13 protein-coding genes and 1 tRNA gene are annotated in these 15,973 nt (G+C 57.2%); 4 read left to right on the top strand and 10 right to left on the bottom strand.

What is annotated here, in order from left to right; genetic code table 11:
- Nucleotides 1-16: 16 nt before the first annotated feature.
- The 10 genes from GOX88_RS15400 to GOX88_RS15440 form a co-directional block, all read right to left on the bottom strand.
- On the bottom strand, nucleotides 17-2,458 hold the full coding sequence (locus GOX88_RS15400) for a glycoside hydrolase family 65 protein (RefSeq protein WP_367648079.1): 2,442 nt from the start codon (nucleotides 2,456-2,458) through the stop codon (nucleotides 17-19).
- Nucleotides 2,400-3,383 carry a carbohydrate kinase family protein gene (locus GOX88_RS23485; RefSeq protein WP_170431677.1) on the bottom strand — a complete coding sequence of 328 codons (984 nt, stop codon included), beginning with the start codon at nucleotides 3,381-3,383 and terminating at the stop codon, nucleotides 2,400-2,402. Before GOX88_RS23485 ends, GOX88_RS15400 begins: the two co-directional genes overlap by 59 nt.
- A 60-nt stretch (nucleotides 3,384-3,443) precedes the next feature.
- Nucleotides 3,444-4,457, bottom strand: coding sequence for a substrate-binding domain-containing protein (locus tag GOX88_RS15405; RefSeq protein WP_217354248.1), 1,014 nt, complete (start codon nucleotides 4,455-4,457; stop codon nucleotides 3,444-3,446).
- A 137-nt stretch (nucleotides 4,458-4,594) separates the two neighbouring features.
- Complete coding sequence (locus tag GOX88_RS15410) at nucleotides 4,595-5,755, bottom strand: sugar ABC transporter permease (protein ID WP_217354249.1); 1,161 nt, start codon at nucleotides 5,753-5,755, stop codon at nucleotides 4,595-4,597.
- Between the two features lie 12 nt (nucleotides 5,756-5,767).
- Nucleotides 5,768-7,300: a sugar ABC transporter ATP-binding protein gene (locus GOX88_RS15415; RefSeq protein WP_170403614.1), complete on the bottom strand. Its 1,533-nt coding sequence runs from the start codon at nucleotides 7,298-7,300 to the stop codon at nucleotides 5,768-5,770.
- Between the two features lie 167 nt (nucleotides 7,301-7,467).
- Nucleotides 7,468-8,517: a sugar ABC transporter substrate-binding protein gene (locus tag GOX88_RS15420; protein ID WP_217354250.1), complete on the bottom strand. Its 1,050-nt coding sequence runs from the start codon at nucleotides 8,515-8,517 to the stop codon at nucleotides 7,468-7,470.
- A gap of 922 nt (nucleotides 8,518-9,439) precedes the next feature.
- A tRNA-Arg gene (locus GOX88_RS15425) sits at nucleotides 9,440-9,516 on the bottom strand.
- A gap of 64 nt (nucleotides 9,517-9,580) precedes the next feature.
- A complete protein-coding gene (locus GOX88_RS15430) occupies nucleotides 9,581-10,963 on the bottom strand; it encodes an ATP-binding protein (protein ID WP_254436304.1) in 1,383 nt (460 codons plus the stop codon).
- A gap of 18 nt (nucleotides 10,964-10,981) precedes the next feature.
- Nucleotides 10,982-12,400: a dihydrolipoyl dehydrogenase family protein gene (locus tag GOX88_RS15435; RefSeq protein ID WP_170403617.1), complete on the bottom strand. Its 1,419-nt coding sequence runs from the start codon at nucleotides 12,398-12,400 to the stop codon at nucleotides 10,982-10,984.
- A 4-nt stretch (nucleotides 12,401-12,404) separates the two neighbouring features.
- Complete coding sequence (locus tag GOX88_RS15440; RefSeq protein WP_170403619.1) at nucleotides 12,405-13,136, bottom strand: TVP38/TMEM64 family protein; 732 nt, start codon at nucleotides 13,134-13,136, stop codon at nucleotides 12,405-12,407.
- Between the two features lie 297 nt (nucleotides 13,137-13,433).
- Here GOX88_RS15440 and rpmH point away from each other — a divergent pair, with 297 nt between their 5' ends.
- From rpmH to GOX88_RS15460, 4 genes are all read left to right on the top strand, one after another.
- Entirely contained in the window at nucleotides 13,434-13,568 is a 135-nt protein-coding gene (rpmH, locus tag GOX88_RS15445) for a 50S ribosomal protein L34 (RefSeq protein WP_005980833.1), read from the top strand.
- Between the two features lie 25 nt (nucleotides 13,569-13,593).
- Nucleotides 13,594-14,019, top strand: coding sequence for a ribonuclease P protein component (rnpA, locus tag GOX88_RS15450; protein ID WP_170403621.1), 426 nt, complete (start codon nucleotides 13,594-13,596; stop codon nucleotides 14,017-14,019).
- Complete coding sequence (yidD, locus tag GOX88_RS15455) at nucleotides 14,016-14,258, top strand: membrane protein insertion efficiency factor YidD (RefSeq protein WP_170403624.1); 243 nt, start codon at nucleotides 14,016-14,018, stop codon at nucleotides 14,256-14,258. Before rnpA ends, yidD begins: the two co-directional genes overlap by 4 nt.
- Before the next feature lie 67 nt (nucleotides 14,259-14,325).
- Nucleotides 14,326-15,942: an acyl-CoA dehydrogenase family protein gene (locus GOX88_RS15460; RefSeq protein WP_170403628.1), complete on the top strand. Its 1,617-nt coding sequence runs from the start codon at nucleotides 14,326-14,328 to the stop codon at nucleotides 15,940-15,942.
- Nucleotides 15,943-15,973 lie beyond the last annotated feature (31 nt).

Genomic DNA, 15,973 nt, shown 5'->3' on the forward strand with positions numbered 1-15,973 from the left:
AGAATTGCCCTGGTCGTCACGCTGGCTGCGGCGCGAAGACCACTTCCTCTCCTGCAATCAAAGTAACAGGATGACCCACTACCTCGATATTTTCTTTCGTGCCGGACGGAGCAATCAGCTTAAACCGGCACTCGTCATGAGAAATCAAAACTTCGACGTCATTCCCCTGCCATTTCAGGTTAAACCGGATGCCAGACCATTCCTCGGGTAGCCAGGGTTTGAACGTCATCTTGCCGTGCTTGACCCGGAATCCGCCAAATCCACAAACAAGCGACTGCCAGGTGCCACCGGCCGAAGCGATATGCATCCCGTCTTGCGTGTTACCCTGATTATTGACCAGATCAACAAAGGCAGACCGTTCGAAATAGCGATGCGCCGAGGAAATATCGCCGACTTCAATCCCCATGATCGAATGAATGGCCGGGCTGAGCGATGATTTATGCATCGTGCGCTTTTCGTAAAACGCATAGTTCGCCTTTTTGATTTCGTCTGAAAACTCGTCAGGTAAAAGATAATTCAACATGATCACGTCGGGTTGCTTGAGTAGCATCGAGCCATTCAGTGAAAAGTGATCATGTCCTTCGGGATAGACGGGCATACGGTTTTTATCCCATTCGGTGATGGGGATGTCCTTGAGTTTGAAATACCCTTCAAATTGCTCGATCAGATTGCGGGACGGGTCAAAGGGAACATAGATTCTTTCGGCCGTTTCCAGCCAGTTCTCTACTTCCTTTTCGGTTAGATCTAACCGAATTCGCAATTCGTCATGAACCGCTGATGAGGTTTCGCTGAACTCTTTGAACACGCGCGCTGATTGCTCTAGGTGCCATTTTGCCATTCGGTTGGTGAAAGTGTTGTTGTCGACATGCTCGTGAAACTCGTCCGGCCCGATAACGTTAGTCAGCTCGAACCGGTCCTTGTCTTTGTTCCATTCCAGCCTACTGATCCAGAACCGACTGGTTTGATACAAAACCTCGGCACCAAAATCGCGAAGGAAATCTTTGTCTCCGGTCGCCGCAACATAACTGAGGATGCCATATGCCACGCATGCGGTGACGTGAATCTCTTCTTCTCCGGTCCAGATACGGTTCGCACCGTCCGCTGTCCATTTTGGCGTCGTCTCCACTCCGGTATCAGCAGATTCCCATGCGAACTGCGCGCCCTTAAGCCCATTCATTCGGGCGTTCTCAAGTGCGCCGTTCAACGTGTTGTAACGGTATTTCAGAATGGCTTTGGCCGTCTCCGGCTGCGTGAAAATGTAGAATGGCAGCAGGAAGATCTCGGTATCCCAGAAAACGTGCCCTTTATACCCCTCACCTGACATGGACTTGGCGCCGATGTTCGCGCGCGGGTCGTTTTCGTTTGCGGCAATCAGCAGATGATAGATGTTGAAACGCATTGCACGCGTTGCTTCTGGATCACCCGTCACCACACAATCACAGGCGTCCCATTTTTCGCGCCAGGCTGCGGCGCTTTCGCTTAGACATGCGGAGAACCCTTTGGCATGTGCGGTCTCAAGAGACGCTTCGCATTTGGCGGCCAAATCCACGCCGTTCAGATCTCGCGACGTATAAATCGACACCATCTTTTCAAAGGTCAGACTTTGCCCGTTGAGCGCCTCGACAGAAACGGTTTGCGAAACCCGCTCATAATCACGGTTTGCGCCTTTGAACTCGCTGAAGGAAGGACAATCCAAGGCAGACGCCATGCCAATCGAAATGCCAGTGTCCAGGGTCAGAGCTTCGATATAGGACGCATCGCTGCTTGCATGTGATTGAGTGACCTTCATGTGCCGGCTTTTGGCCCACTTCTCCCATTTGACTTCGGGGTGGAAGACAGGATTTCCCTGATAAGCTGGCAATCGATCCAGATTGTATCGATGGGCATCAAGGGCGCTTTCGACAGTGATTTCGGACGAGTGGTTTTCCGGAGTGACGATCAGGCGAATGCCACAGATGTGCTGATCGGCAAAACTGGCAAACCGAATGCTGTTGATGCGGGTACGACGGCCTTTGCTGTCTTCAAACACCGTATCTCGGTGGAGAAATCCGGTCTGCAGATCCAACACGCGCTTGTGTTCGACCACTTTACACGTTTGGACATCCAGAATTTCACCTTCGACACGGACCCGAAATGGCAACCAGGTAGGTACATTGACTTGATCGATCACCGTCGAGTCATGGTGATCGTAAACACCGGCCAGATAGGTGCCAGACAGCTCTCCTTTGTGGCCCTCTTCCAGCGACCCACGTGTGCCCTGATAGCCGTTGCCGACCGTGAAAATGGTTTCCTTGAAGTTCGCTTCATCCAGATTGAATTGAGTTTCTTCGATCAGCCAGTCGCTACTGCTCAGCATTGTCTGCATGTCAGGGCTCCATTCGGGTGATATTTCGGATAATTCAGTCGCCGTAGGTTTCAGCAATCTGACGTTCGGTTTCTTCCAGTGATCCGTAGACATCCAGCTCGCTACTCGAGCAGCGCTGCGCTCCTGCACAGTTTCCGAACTGGCAGGCTGTAACGAAATTGCCAGTCTTGAGGTAGCCAAAAGCCAAACCACCGGCAAAGCTGTCACCGCAGCCCGTGGTGTCGACCACATCCTCGACAAGCACCCGCTTGACCAGATGTTCCCGCATCCGGCCGGTTGCATCCTTGTGGTAGACGGCGCAGCCGTGTTGATCCAACGTGACGTAGAGCGCCTTGACGCCCAGATCCAGGCAGTGCTGGGCGAACTTGGGCAATTGGTCCATCGTGAGTTCGCTTATTTCCTGTAGTTCGTCAGAGCCGTATTCCCCTTTGAACCAACTGCATTGAGCTTCTTCCAAATTCATCTTCAGTAGGTCGATATGCGGAAGCCAGCGATCTCTATCGATCCAGAATTTATGATACCGTTCACCATGTGCTGAACACCCGCTGGTGGGACCATGCGCATCAAATACAACCAGACCATCGCTGTTGGCCTTGATGTATCGGATCGTTTCCAACGGAACCTCGAAATCCGTGATCGGAACGAAAACGAAAGCCTCGCAATCCATCAGGTCTTCGATGTCGTCGGGCAGGATCGGGTTCATGAAACCCGTTTGCTTTTCGTTTCGATGGTTCTGATCGACGTAAACCAGATCGATCACCGCGCCCTGATCTGCATCGCCTGTGACATGACTGACATCCAGATACGGAAACTCAGACAGCAAGTTGCGAACATTGTCGACGTCCGACCTGCGCACATGGCTGACGACGTTGATCCGCGAACCCGGACCGGCCAGCGAGGACATACAGACCGCTGTATAGACCGCGCAGCCAAATTTATTGAATTTCTCACCCTGATAGCTGGTGATATTGTCCCTTGGGATCGGGCCAAGGACTGCGACATTGATCTTGTCAGACATTTCGGTCCCTTGCTTTTATTCGCTGTATTGTCGACGGGCGTATGCGTGATTATAGCAGCTTCAGTTCTGATAGATCTGTTCGCTGGTATAGAACCCGCCGTCGATCACCGTGCTGTCGATCGTATCTTTTGACACTGCGGAGACAGGGGTGACAACCGTCGGGATTTCCGCGAAACCATTGTCGATCAGCGTATGCTCACCGATCAGTTCGCTGATTTCGGCATCCGGAGACTGCGCTATTTTCACGGCAATATCCGCCGCCTCATAGGCCAGAGGCTTGATTTGCTTCCAGATTTCCAGCGCCTGTATGTCATTGGCGACCATTTGGACATTCTTCAGATCAGCATCTGACCCGGCAACAAAGACCTGATCAGCCGATGCCAGATCCTCATCCGACAATGCTGCCAGAACCCCAAAGGCAAGCCCGCTGTTGTTGGCGATGAACGCATCAATGTCGTTGTCATATTCGACCAATAGGTTCTCGGCAGTGTCTCTGGCCATATCGGGAGACCAGTCTACATGGCTGCGATCCGCAACAAGCTCGAGCCCTGGATGATCGGCAATCACTTTCAGCACACCGCTGCTGAGCGCTTCGGCATTGGCATCACCAGGCTGACCGCGGATCAGGGCGACCCGGCCTTTGACCTCTCCGCGGGTGTCGTTCAGCCAGTCCACCATCGCTTCGGCCTGAAGCTGCCCGACAGCCCAACTGTCCTGCATGACCATGACGTCAAGCGGCCCGTCCTGCAGCATCGAGTCATACCCGACCACTTTGACGCCTTGATCGTGGGCCAGATCAACAAGGGCACCAGCGGTTGCGGTGTTGACGGGTTGCAGGACAAGAACGTCCACCCCCGATTCCAGCATTTCCTCAACCTGCTGCAACTGACGCAATGGATCATTGCCGCTGCTATCAAAGATCACATCTGCGCCTTGGGATTCCGCGCGTGCAATGAATAGGGATTTGTCAGTCTGGTATCTGGCTTCCTGCATGGTCTTGAGCAGGAACCCGATTGTAGCGTTGTCCTGCGCTGCCGCGATCATTGGCAGCGATGCGGATAGAAGGCCGGCCAAACCCAAAGCTCTGAAGCCGTCTGTGCGTAAGGTTGCTAAAATGGACTGAACCATCGCTTACCTCCCAACTGTCATTCAAGTTTTCGGGGATTTTGGCGTTGCCCCCGGTGCGTGTGACCGGGGGCAGGCCAGCAACATTACTTCTTCTGCATCACATCGAACCAGACGGCGAGGATGATGATCAGGCCTTTGATGATCAACTGATAGAACGTGACCACACCAAGCAGGCTCATGCCGTTGTTCAGGACGCCGATCAGCAGAGCCCCGATGATGGTTCCGCTCACCTTGCCCGAACCACCTGCCAAGCTGGTGCCGCCGATAACAACGGCCGCAATCGCATCAAGCTCGAACATGGTTCCAAGGTTGGGCGAGGCACCGTTCAGACGCGAGGCCAGGATGATACCAGCCAGCGCCGACAGAACCGAAATGACCGTATAGACAATCATCTTGGTGCGGACGACGTTGATGCCGGACAGGCGAGCCGCATCTTCGTTTCCGCCAAGCGCATAGAGGCGGCGACCAAAACGGGTGCTGTTCAGCGTATAGATCCCGGCAAATGCAATGACTGCAAAGATCGCGACAGGAACGGGGATCCCTTTGTAGCTGGTAAACACGTGGAAGGCCAAAGCAAAACCACCAATCATCACCGCCCCGTTGACCAGCAGCTCCTGCATATTCACTTCGACGCCGTGAGCTTTGCTTTGTTGAACGTCCCGGAAGATCGAATAGACAGCAAGCGCAGCACACACGATCAGCACGATACTGGACATCATCGGCGGGATATAAGCACCACCAATCAATGGAAACACATTACTCGTTACCGGTACAGAACTGCCGTTGGTCAGGGTCAGAGCCAAACCGCGTGCAATGGTCAGCATTCCAAGGGTTATGATGAATGGGGGTATGTTGAACTTGGCTATCCAGAACCCGTTCCACAGACCTATTCCAACACCTACGATCAAAAGGGTTGCAGGCACCGCCAATATTGTCGGCACGCCCCATTGCATCATGAGCGTACAGACGACCGCTGATAACCCGACGACAGAGCCAACGGAAAGGTCAATACCCGCAATCAGAATGACCATGGTCATGCCTACGGCAATGATCCCGATGATGGTAACCTGACGGGATAGGTTGCTAAGATTCCTCGCGGTGAAAAACGCGTCGTCGGCAAAGCTGAGCCCAACGACAAGCACGATCAACGCAATTAGCGTCGCGTTGTCCTTTATGAAGTTTATCAGGTGGTTTTCCTTGGCGCCATTGACGCCAACACCTGCAACGTTGCTGTCAGCACTCATTTGCTTCCTCCCTTATGCGCTGCCGGTGGCATACGCCATGATTGCTTCTTTCTTCGCGTCGTCCCGTTCAAAGTTCGACACGATCTCGCCTTCGCACATCACCAGAATCCGATCGCACATGCCCAAAACCTCGGGCAGTTCGGAAGAAATCATGATGACAGTGACACCCTGCTGGACCAGTTCGTTCAGCAGCTTGTAAATCTCGACCTTGGCGCCGATATCGATCCCGCGCGTAGGTTCATCCAGAATGAACACATCTGGGCGCGAGTTCAGCCACTTACCAAGAATGACCTTCTGCTGATTGCCGCCGCTGAGCGTACCGATCACTGTGTCAATCGAAGGCGTTTTGACGCCCAGCTGATCGACATATTCCTTGACGACTTTGCGTTCCTGCTGGGTGTTGATGATGCCCAGAACCTTTGAACTGATCGTCTCAAGCGAGGAAATTGTCGTGTTGAAGGAAATGGATTTGTCCAGAAACAGCCCCAAAGCCTTACGATCTTCGGTCAGCAGCGCGATACCGGCATCAATTGCGTCCTTCGGCGATTTGATGTCCAGCTTTTGCCCGTTCAGCTTCACTTCACCGGTGGTCTGGTCCGGATAGGCACCGAATACACCGCCAACCAGTTCGGTCCGGCCAGCGCCCATAAGCCCGGAGATGCCCAATATCTCGCCTTTGCGGGCAACGAAGCTGGCGTTCTTGACCAGATAGCTGCCAGGTAGGTCGGGGTTTGTGACGGACAGATCGTTGACCTCCAAAGTCACCTCACCCGGTGTGAAATCGACCTTGGGGAACATATCTTTGATGTCGCGCCCGACCATTCGGGCGATGATCTGATCAAGCGTGATATCCGCGATAGGCGTGACTTCACCGATGGTCTGGCCATCGCGCAGAACCGCAATCCGGTCGGCGATCTGCTCGATCTCTTCCATCTTGTGCGAGATATAGCACATGCAGACGCCATCGGCTTTCAGCTTGCGAATGATGCGGAAGAGATCCTTGACCTCTTTGTCCGTCAGCGCCGATGTAGGTTCGTCAAGCACCAGTATTTCCGCTTTTAGCGACAGAGCTTTGGCAATCTCGACCATCTGTTGTTTGCCCACAGTGATGTTCTGCACCAGATCTGTCGGACGAATGTCGTTGATACCCAGCTCGGTCAGCAGCTTTTGTGTTTCAGCAAATGTCTGGTTCCAGTTGATCCTGCCCTTGGCGTCAGTGAACTGGCGATCAAGAAAGATGTTTTCGGCAACCGACAAACCGGGGATCAGGTTGAGTTCCTGATAGATGATGCCAATGCCTGCTGCCTCGGCCTCTTTCGTATTCGCGAACCGGACTCTTTCACCGCGCAAAAAGATATCGCCCTCGTAAGTTGGATAGGGCCAAACCCCGCTAAGCACTTTCATGAGCGTGGATTTGCCCGCTCCGTTTTCTCCCATCAACGCCAAGAGTTCGCCCGAGCGGGCTTCGAAATTGACATTGTTCAGGGCGCGAACACCGGGAAAATCCTTGATGATACCCTGCATTTTCAGGACGACTTCAGACATGCTTTTTCCCATCACATTCAGAAAGGTATTTCGGACATTCCCCACCCTGACCGGCAGTTTCGCCGTGACGGGTTAAGGAAGGAGGGCACCATGAAGCCGCGCGCGGGGAGTACACGCATAGGGAGCCAGATGGCGAAACGCCCTCCTTCAGGAAAAGGTCCCGAGGATCAATTCCCGTAGACTTCTTCCTTGGAGTAGAAGCCGCCAGCGATGATCGTGTCATCAATGTTGTCCTGAGTCACAAGCGTGATCGGGGTGACAATCGTCGGCACATCGGCGAAACCGTTGTTGATAACCTTGTCCACTTCGACAAGATCTGCAGGTGCGGTTTCCGGATCGGCAGCCAGGGCAACCGCCACTTCTGCTGCAGTTTCAGCCAGGGGATCGATCTGTTTCCAGATTTCAACGGCTTGCTTGCCTTGCGCAACATATTGGATATTGGCCAGGTCGGCATCAGATCCGGCTACAAACACTTTGTCCGATGACGCCAGCCCCTGTGCTTCCAGTGCCGCGATAACACCACGAGCCATGCCGCTGTTGTTGGCGATAAACGCGTCGATGCTGTTGCTGTTAGAGGTCAGCGTGTTTTCCGCAGTCGCCATGGCCTTCTCAGATGACCAACCTTCATGCGCCTGATTTGTTACCAGTTCCAACCCCGGGTTCGCTTCGACAATCTCCAACACACCGCTGCTCATCGCAATCGCGTTGGAGTCGCCGGGTTGACCTTGAATCAGGGCGATCTTGCCGGACACCTCTCCGTTCTTCTCCTGCAGCCATTCAACCATGGCTTCGCCTTGCAAGCGGCCCACGGCCCAGCTGTCCTGCATCACCATCGCATCAAGCGGCCCGTCCACGAGCATCGAGTCATACCCGACAACGCGCACTCCTTCGCTGTTTGCCATGCTGACCATGCTTCCGGCGGTACCGGTGTTCACAGGCTGCAACACGATGACGTCTGCGCCCTTGGCGAGCATGTTTTCAAATTTCGCCAGCTGGGTCAGTTCGTCATTGTTCGCAGAATCAAAGATGACTTCGGCACCAAGCTCCTCAGCTTTCTCAGTAAACGCCGCGCGGTCGCGCTTGTAGCGCTCTTCCTGCATGGTTTTCAGCAGAAAGCCAATTTTGACATCGCCTGCATACGCTGTGCCGGCGGTCAGGGCGACGGCGGCGACGGAAAGCAAGGCGGTTCTACGGGTAATGGTCTGCAACAGGGACATATTTCCTCCAGTGTATGTTCCTTGGCTGCCAGACCAATAGGTTCGGCAGCATGAAATGCTTCGCAAATTGTGCTGGATGCCGGCTAACCGGTGAGAACAAGCGTCAATCTCAAAGCGATAACGCTAACATAGCAGTGAAGAACGGGGGAGAATTTGTATATATAGACAGCATACATATTCAAAACACCGTTGGGACCCCTGCGCCCAAAGGGATTTTGGATATTTAACAACACCATAATAGGTTGCCACTTACTAATCGAAAACATTGAAGTCTCTTGGACAGGCCGCGACAGAGTTGTACCGTAATCGCGAAGCGGGTTGTAAAGCCGCGAAATCGGCGATCAAACATCCTGATGAGATCGCCAGGCCGACACCGTCTGGTATTTTCTCTGGTGGCGTGCTCAAGCGGACCAATAGGTCAATTCATGCAGACGTCGTCGAATGACCGCTAAGCAAGGCTGCGAATGGCTTTTTCGCGCTCGCCGCGAATGGCCGGTTTCCGCCCGATTCATTTGAATAACAACGCGTTCTGGCGCGATAAGTACCGGCGCGGCCTGCACCGCCGTGCTTGTTTTTGGGGCCGCGGGATTTGGGCAAGCCAAACGCCCCCTGCCATCAGGGGAAAGACGCTGCCTTCCCCCTCGGGCAACCCTATTAGACAACACCGTGTCCTCGGCTACGCCTGCGGGCCGCACCACTACTGTCGAATAGCATTGCCTCGCCCCCATCCGCGTTCGGCACGTGGCAGATCAGCAGGAACACGCGCCTTCGGCGTCTGATCTGCAAATCAGCCCTGATTTTCCCAAAAAGTGAAGTCAGGATCATTGAAATCGGTCTAGGTGCTGGATGAAGGAAGTGAGGCGAAAATGGCAAGGTTCTGTCGCTGGTGGCAGAACTATGTGTCGCCTGACACAGATACCAATGGCGGACCGAGGAGGATTCGAACCCCCGACCCCTTGATTCGTAGTCAAGTACTCTATCCAGCTGAGCTATCGGTCCGCGTTGGTGAGGCGCTATGTAGACCTACCTCCGGGGACGTGCAAGTCGATTCTACAAAAATAATTTAAAAAGTCACGCCGCCCCGCGGCAGGCGGATTTCAAAGGTCGTTCCTTCGGGTCCGGTCTCGGCCAGAACAAGGTCTCCGCCATGTCCGCGCACCAGTTCTTGCGAGATCGCAAGACCAAGCCCCGAGCCCCCTTTGCGCACCCCGCCCTGGAATGGCGTGAACAAGTTCTCGCGGGCCTTGGGCGGCAGGCCGGGGCCGTTATCCCTTATTTCTATGCACCAGTCATCTTCATGTTCGCACCCGGCGATTGTGATCCTGCCCGGCTTGCCTGACGCCACCAGCGCCTGTCGCGCGTTGCGGACAAGGTTCATCATGACGCGGAACATCTGCTCGGGGTCAGCGCGGGCTATCAGATCTTCGGGCACGTCGTTGATGATTTCGACACATGCATCGGCGACAGCCAGCCTTTCGCTGGCCACAACGTCTTCGGCTACGTCGCGCAGGGGCACCATTGTCAGGGTCGGCGCGGGCTCTTCCGCGCGGCCAAAGGCCAACGTGCTTTCGCACAAGGACACCGCCCGGGTGATGGAGTTCACCAGCTTTGGCGCCATGCGCCGCACCAGCGGGTCATCGCTGGCCTCGATCCGGTCGGTGAACAGCTGCGCCGAGGTCAGGATGTTACGCAGATCGTGACTGACCTTAGCCACCGCACCGCCCAGCTGCGCCAGACGCTCGCGCTGTTTCAGGGCCTGCGTCAGTTCGGTTTGCAGCTGTTGCAAGGCCTCTTCCGCCTCGCGCAGTTCGGTCACCTTGGAATTGGGAGAGATGATTCCCCGCGCGTCCTCGGGGGCGCCCGCATAGCGCTGCATATAGCCCACGACGCCCTTGATGGGCTTCACCAGTACAACCCGCACGGCAAGAAACAGGAAAAAAGCGGTGATGATCGAGATGACAAAGGACAGGCCCAGGATGCGCAGCCCGTAATCGGTCATCGCCATCCGCAGGGGTTCGCTGTCCGTGGTGACCTCGATCAGCAGGCCCGCCCCTTTGACCGGCTCGCCGATGACGCGAATGACCTCGTTTTCCGGCGTGAACAGGCGCGCTACGGCATCCCGGATCAATATCCATGGCCCCGCATCGCGCAGGTCGTAGGTTTTGGTGATCGGCTCGGGAATCGGAGAAGACAGCATCAACTGCCGTACCTCGTCCCGCCGCAGCACCACGTTGTAGACCCCGGCGTTGGCCAGCAGTTCGGCCTCAAGATCTTCGGCCAGCATGTCATCGGCCAGCAACGCCAATGAGGCGATCTGGGCGCGCTCAAGCCGGTTCAGCAGGAAATCTTCGCGAAAACGCGCAATCGAGGGGACAAAGATCAGGACCTCGGCCAACATCACGAAGACCGTCGTCAGGATCAGAAATCGGCCCGACAGCGAGTTCAATCTGCTCTCCCTTCCCGGTCAGGGTATCCAGCGCTGGACGAACCGGACCACACGTTTAACCATTTGATTCTCAAACAGCCTTGGCGAGAAATAGGCGCCCGCCACCCTTTTGTTAAGCTCTCCGATCGTCGGATAGGGCGCAACCATTGCAGCGATCTGCCCCATCTTCAGGTTATTGGCCAAGGCCAGCGACCACAAGTTGATCAGTTCGCCCGCCTGATGACCCACGATTGTGGCGCCCACAGGTCGGCCTTTTACGACCATGACCTTAATGAAGCCTTTCGTCTTGCGTTCCGAAATGGCGCGGTCGTTGTGGTGGTAGTCAAAGCGCGCAATTTCGAGATTGTCGCCGTGCTGATCCCGCGCCTGTGCCTCGGTCAGGCCGACCTGCGCCAATTCGGGGTCGGTATAGGTGGCCCAGGGGATATGGGCTGTCTTTGCCTTGGAGGGTAGCCCAAATAAGGCAGATCGAATGATGATCCCGGCGTGATATCCGGCCACATGGGTAAACTGCATCCCGCCTGCAACGTCACCGATGGCATAGACCTTGCGGTTTGAGGTGCGCAGCGACTCATCCACTTTGATGCCAGTACGCGTCGGCTCGACACCGGCATCCTTCAGGTTCAGACGGTCCGTATTGGCCTTGCGTCCGGCGGCTAGAAACAGGTGCGAGCCGGTATAGATGTCGCCATTCTCGGTCACGACCTCGACCAGGCCCTTATTGTTGCGAATTTGGGCAACCATCGCCTGTTCGTGGATCGCCACGCCTTCGGCCCGCAGCGTGTCCAGCACGATCTCTGCCGCTTCGGGGTCGTCCTTGCCCAGCGCCTGCAAGCCCTCGATTACCGTCACCTCGCAACCCAGACGGATATGGGCCTGCGCCATCTCCATGCCGATGGGGCCGCCACCGATGATCAGCAGATGCTCGGGCTTGTCGCGCAGATCAAAGATCGTCTCGTTGGTGTAATAGGGCACCTGGTCCAGCCCGGGAATGGGCGGCACCAGAGGCGACGATCCGGTCGCAATCACCACCCGCCGCGCGGTGATCAAGTGATCGCCCGCCTGCACCTGGGTCGGGGAGACAAAGCTGCCGTATTCGCGGATCACCCTGACACCGAAGCCCTCGAACCGGTCCTGACTGTCCATTGGTTCGATCTGGGCGATCACGTCATGCACATGATCCTTCGCGGCGGCATAGTCCACCTGCGGCACCACATCAGCCACGCCCAGCGCGGCGGAATGCGCCTGCCCATAGGCGGCCTTGCCACTGGCGATCAGGGCCTTAGAGGGCACACAGCCGAAATTCAGGCAATCGCCGCCCATCTTGTGACCTTCCAGCAAGATGACATCCGCCCCCATCTGGCTGGCCCCGGCGGCCACGGACAAACCGCCCGACCCGGCCCCGATCACCAGGATATCGGTTTTCAGTTCTTGCATGAGATCAGCTGTCCTTTCGGCCACGCAGGGCTTTGATGACTATCGGCAGAGCCGCCAGCACACACAAGCCAATGATCGGGCCAATGACGAAGGGCTCCCACAGCAGCGAGACATCCGGCGTCTCACCCCGGTCGAACACGCCGCCCAGCCCGACGCCGATCCATGTATAGACAATGCCGCCCGGAATGATGCCCAGCGCCGTGGTGACCAGGAAATTGCGGAACTTCACCCCCACCAGCGCAGGCACCAGATTGGCGACAAAGAACGGCACCACCGGCACAAGGCGCAACAGGAACAGCACCGGGATTTCATTCTCGCGCAACCCGTCCTTGAGCTTTTTGATGGTGCCTTCCGAGGATTCCAATCGCGCCGTCAGGGATTCGCCCAACCCCCAACGCGCCGCGAGAAAGATGGCCGAGGCGCCGATGGTGGCGGCAAAGACGTTAAAGACCGTGCCTGCAATCAAACCGAACAGGAACCCGCCTGTCATCGAGGCCACTGCAGCACCCGGCAGCGAAAAGGCGACGATGACAATGTATATCGCCACAAAAGCCGCCGCCATGGACCAGTAATTGGCATCCCGCCATGCCAAAAGGGCCTCGCGATTGTCGCGCAGCGTCTCGAATGTCAGGTAATCGCCCAGCGTAAAGAACCCCACCGCGGCCACGGCGAGAATCACCAGCAAAGGGATATGGCGCGCAAGCCCGTTGCGCGGTGCCTGAGTTGTGTCGCTCATGAGGCTATCCGGTTTCGTTCGTTTCATTCTGCCCCCAACATGCGCCGCCAAAGGGCTGCACAACAGGGACATCACGCGGCCTTGATGTTTTCCGCAGGGAATGTGAGGGTTTGGGGCGTCAAAACCGCGATTTTGAAACCTTTTGCCTGCTGCGGTTACAGAATTGTTGCAAAAGGGGATAAAACCCCCACCTAGGGGTTTGACTTACCCCCCGCTTCCCAGTAGAGGACGGGCTTCGAACACTAGGGCCAGGCGAATCCGCGCCGCACCCCACCGCTATAGATTGGAGACGGAGCGATGAAACGCACCTATCAGCCTTCGAACCTGGTTCGCAAACGCCGCCACGGTTTCCGCGCGCGCATGGCCACCAAGGCCGGCCGCAAAATCCTGAACGCGCGCCGCGCACGTGGCCGCAAATCGCTGAGCGCGTAAACCGCTCACCGATCAGGTTATGAACATGACGCCGCCGGAGGCCCCTGTGGATGGTAAGAACCACCCCGGGGAAATGCCCCCGGCGGCGTCCGTTTGCGCGCCTGAAACTTTGACCGTTCTCAAGAAACGGTCAGATTTCCTGAAAGCCGCACGCGCGCGCCGGCAGGGCACCTCATCGATGATGGTACAGGCCCGCAGGCGTGCCCCGGACGAAGCGCCGGGGATTCGCGTCGGTTTCACGTGTTCCAAGAAGGTCGGCAACGCTGTGGCTCGCAACCGCGCCAAGCGACGCTTGCGCGAGGCCGCGCGTGCAGTGCTGCCTGTTCAGGGGCAGGACGGGTGGGACTACGTTCTGATCGGCCGTGCCGAAGTAACTGCCGCACGCCCGTTCGAGGCTCTGCTGGATGACTTGCGCTACGCCCTGCGCAAAGTGCACGGGCAGCAGAAATGACTTTTCTGTCGCATATCCTTGCCCTGCCCGTCCGGGCCTATCGGCTGGTGTTCAGCCCCTGGGTCGGGTTCAACTGTCGCTATCAGCCCACATGCTCGGCCTATGCGCTGGAAGCGCTGGAAAAACACGGCGCCGTCAAAGGGGCGTGGCTGGCTGCCCGGCGGATCGGGCGCTGTCATCCATGGGGCGGTGACGGGTACGACCCGGTGCCCGAGTGCAAGTGCGACGATTCCGCGTGACCCCCGGTCAGACTTGACCCATCAAATTCTGCGCTGAACACTTGGACCCACAAAGCCCGAGGTCCAGATGACATCCGACGCGCGCCAAACGCTGCCCACACATGAGGTCCTGAATCAACCGCCCGCGCGCGGGGATTGCAACCTTTGGAGCGCGGACCCGGTGCTGCGCAACGTGGTTGGCTTCGTCGCAGGGCGCTCCGTACCTCTAGCGGCGTATGGCGCACATCTAGGACGCGCTGAAACCCGCGAGCTGGCGCGCGACGCGAACCGGCATCCGCCGGAACTGAAGTTGTTCGACTCGGGCGGCAGGCGTCTCGACGAGGTTCGCTTTCACCCCGCCTACCATCAGATAATGCAGATCAGCCAATCCGCCGGATACGCTGCCATACCATGGGACGGTCAGCCGGGTGGCCATAGCACCCATGCCGCGATGATCTATATGGCCAGCCAGATCGAACCCGGCCATTGCTGCCCGCTGACCATGACCTATGCGGCGTTTCCGGCGCTGACTGCCAATACGGACATCGCCGCGGTCTGGCAGTCAAAACTGACGGCACGCACATACGACCCGGCGACAAAACCAGTCACCGAGAAAACCAGCGCCACGCTGGGCATGGCGATGACCGAGAAACAGGGTGGCTCGGACCTGCGCACCAATACCACCACGGCCACGCGGGACGGCGATCACTGGCGGCTGCGCGGGCACAAGTGGTTTTGCTCGGCCCCGATGTCGGATGGGTTCCTGACGCTGGCGCAGGCACCGGGTGGGCTGACTTGTTTCCTTGTCCCTCGCTGGCTGGAGGGCGAGCGGAACGCCATCCACCTGATGCGACTGAAGGACAAGCTGGGCAACCGATCCAATGCCTCGGCCGAAATCGAATACCACGACACGCTGGCCTATCAGTTGGGCGACGAGGGCCAAGGCGTGCACACGATCATCGAGATGGTCCACCACACGCGGCTCGATACAGCTATGGCCCCGGCGGGCCTGATGCGCGCCGCTTTGTCCGAGGCCAATCACTGGGTCACCCATCGCAGCGCCTTTCAGCGCCGGTTGATCGACCAGCCCCTGATGCGTGCGGTTCTGGCCGATCTGGTGCTGGACTGGGAAGGCGCGCTGACGCTGGGGATGCGCGTGGCGCAGGCGTTCGACGGGCAAACCGCCGAGGACAAGGCTTTTGCCCGGATCAGCGTCGCCCTTGCCAAATTCCTGAACAGTAAACGTTGCCCCGTGGTTGTGGCCGAGGCGATGGAGGTGTTGGGCGGCATGGGTTATGTCGAGGATACCCCCCTGCCTCTGCTCTATCGCGAAGCCCCGCTGAACGGCATCTGGGAGGGGTCAGGCAACGTCATCTGCCTGGATATCCTGCGCACCCTTGCCCGAGAGCCGCTGGCCGCCGACGTGCTGCAGGGCGAACTGGATGCCGCAACGGGCGTAGATCGCGCCTATGATGCGGCCCTGAAGGCGCATCGCGACCGCTGGCCTGACCTGCCACCCGAGGCCGAGGCGCGCTGGTTCGCTGAACGCACGGCACTGCTGCTCACGGCCTCACAACTTCTGCGCCATGCCCCCGGCGCGGTTGCCGATGGGTTCATCACCACGCGTCTTTCAGGCGATAGCGGCCGGATCCCCGGATCGGCGGCCGGGCTGGAAACGGACGCCCTGCTGGCCCGCCTGGGCTGACCCATCCCCTTGCCCGGTTAAGCCATCTGCT

The organism is Ruegeria arenilitoris, assembly GCF_013030985.1.
GTDB lineage: Bacteria > Pseudomonadota > Alphaproteobacteria > Rhodobacterales > Rhodobacteraceae > Ruegeria > Ruegeria arenilitoris_B.

Excerpts from the sequence above, each read along its gene's own strand:
- GOX88_RS15400 (WP_367648079.1), bottom strand. The coding sequence starts at position 2,458 with ATGTCTACGGATCACTGGAAGAAACCGAACGTCAGATTGCTGAAACCT.
- GOX88_RS15420 (WP_217354250.1), bottom strand. The coding sequence starts at position 8,517 with ATGTCCCTGTTGCAGACCATTACCCGTAGAACCGCCTTGCTTTCCGTC.
- GOX88_RS23485 (WP_170431677.1), bottom strand. The coding sequence starts at position 3,383 with ATGTCTGACAAGATCAATGTCGCAGTCCTTGGCCCGATCCCAAGGGAC.
- GOX88_RS15415 (WP_170403614.1), bottom strand. The coding sequence starts at position 7,300 with ATGTCTGAAGTCGTCCTGAAAATGCAGGGTATCATCAAGGATTTTCCC.
- rnpA (WP_170403621.1), top strand. The coding sequence starts at position 13,594 with ATGACGCCGCCGGAGGCCCCTGTGGATGGTAAGAACCACCCCGGGGAA.
- GOX88_RS15410 (WP_217354249.1), bottom strand. The coding sequence starts at position 5,755 with ATGAGTGCTGACAGCAACGTTGCAGGTGTTGGCGTCAATGGCGCCAAG.
- GOX88_RS15440 (WP_170403619.1), bottom strand. The coding sequence starts at position 13,136 with ATGAGCGACACAACTCAGGCACCGCGCAACGGGCTTGCGCGCCATATC.
- GOX88_RS15435 (WP_170403617.1), bottom strand. The coding sequence starts at position 12,400 with ATGCAAGAACTGAAAACCGATATCCTGGTGATCGGGGCCGGGTCGGGC.
- yidD (WP_170403624.1), top strand. The coding sequence starts at position 14,016 with ATGACTTTTCTGTCGCATATCCTTGCCCTGCCCGTCCGGGCCTATCGG.
- GOX88_RS15460 (WP_170403628.1), top strand. The coding sequence starts at position 14,326 with ATGACATCCGACGCGCGCCAAACGCTGCCCACACATGAGGTCCTGAAT.
- rpmH (WP_005980833.1), top strand. The coding sequence starts at position 13,434 with ATGAAACGCACCTATCAGCCTTCGAACCTGGTTCGCAAACGCCGCCAC.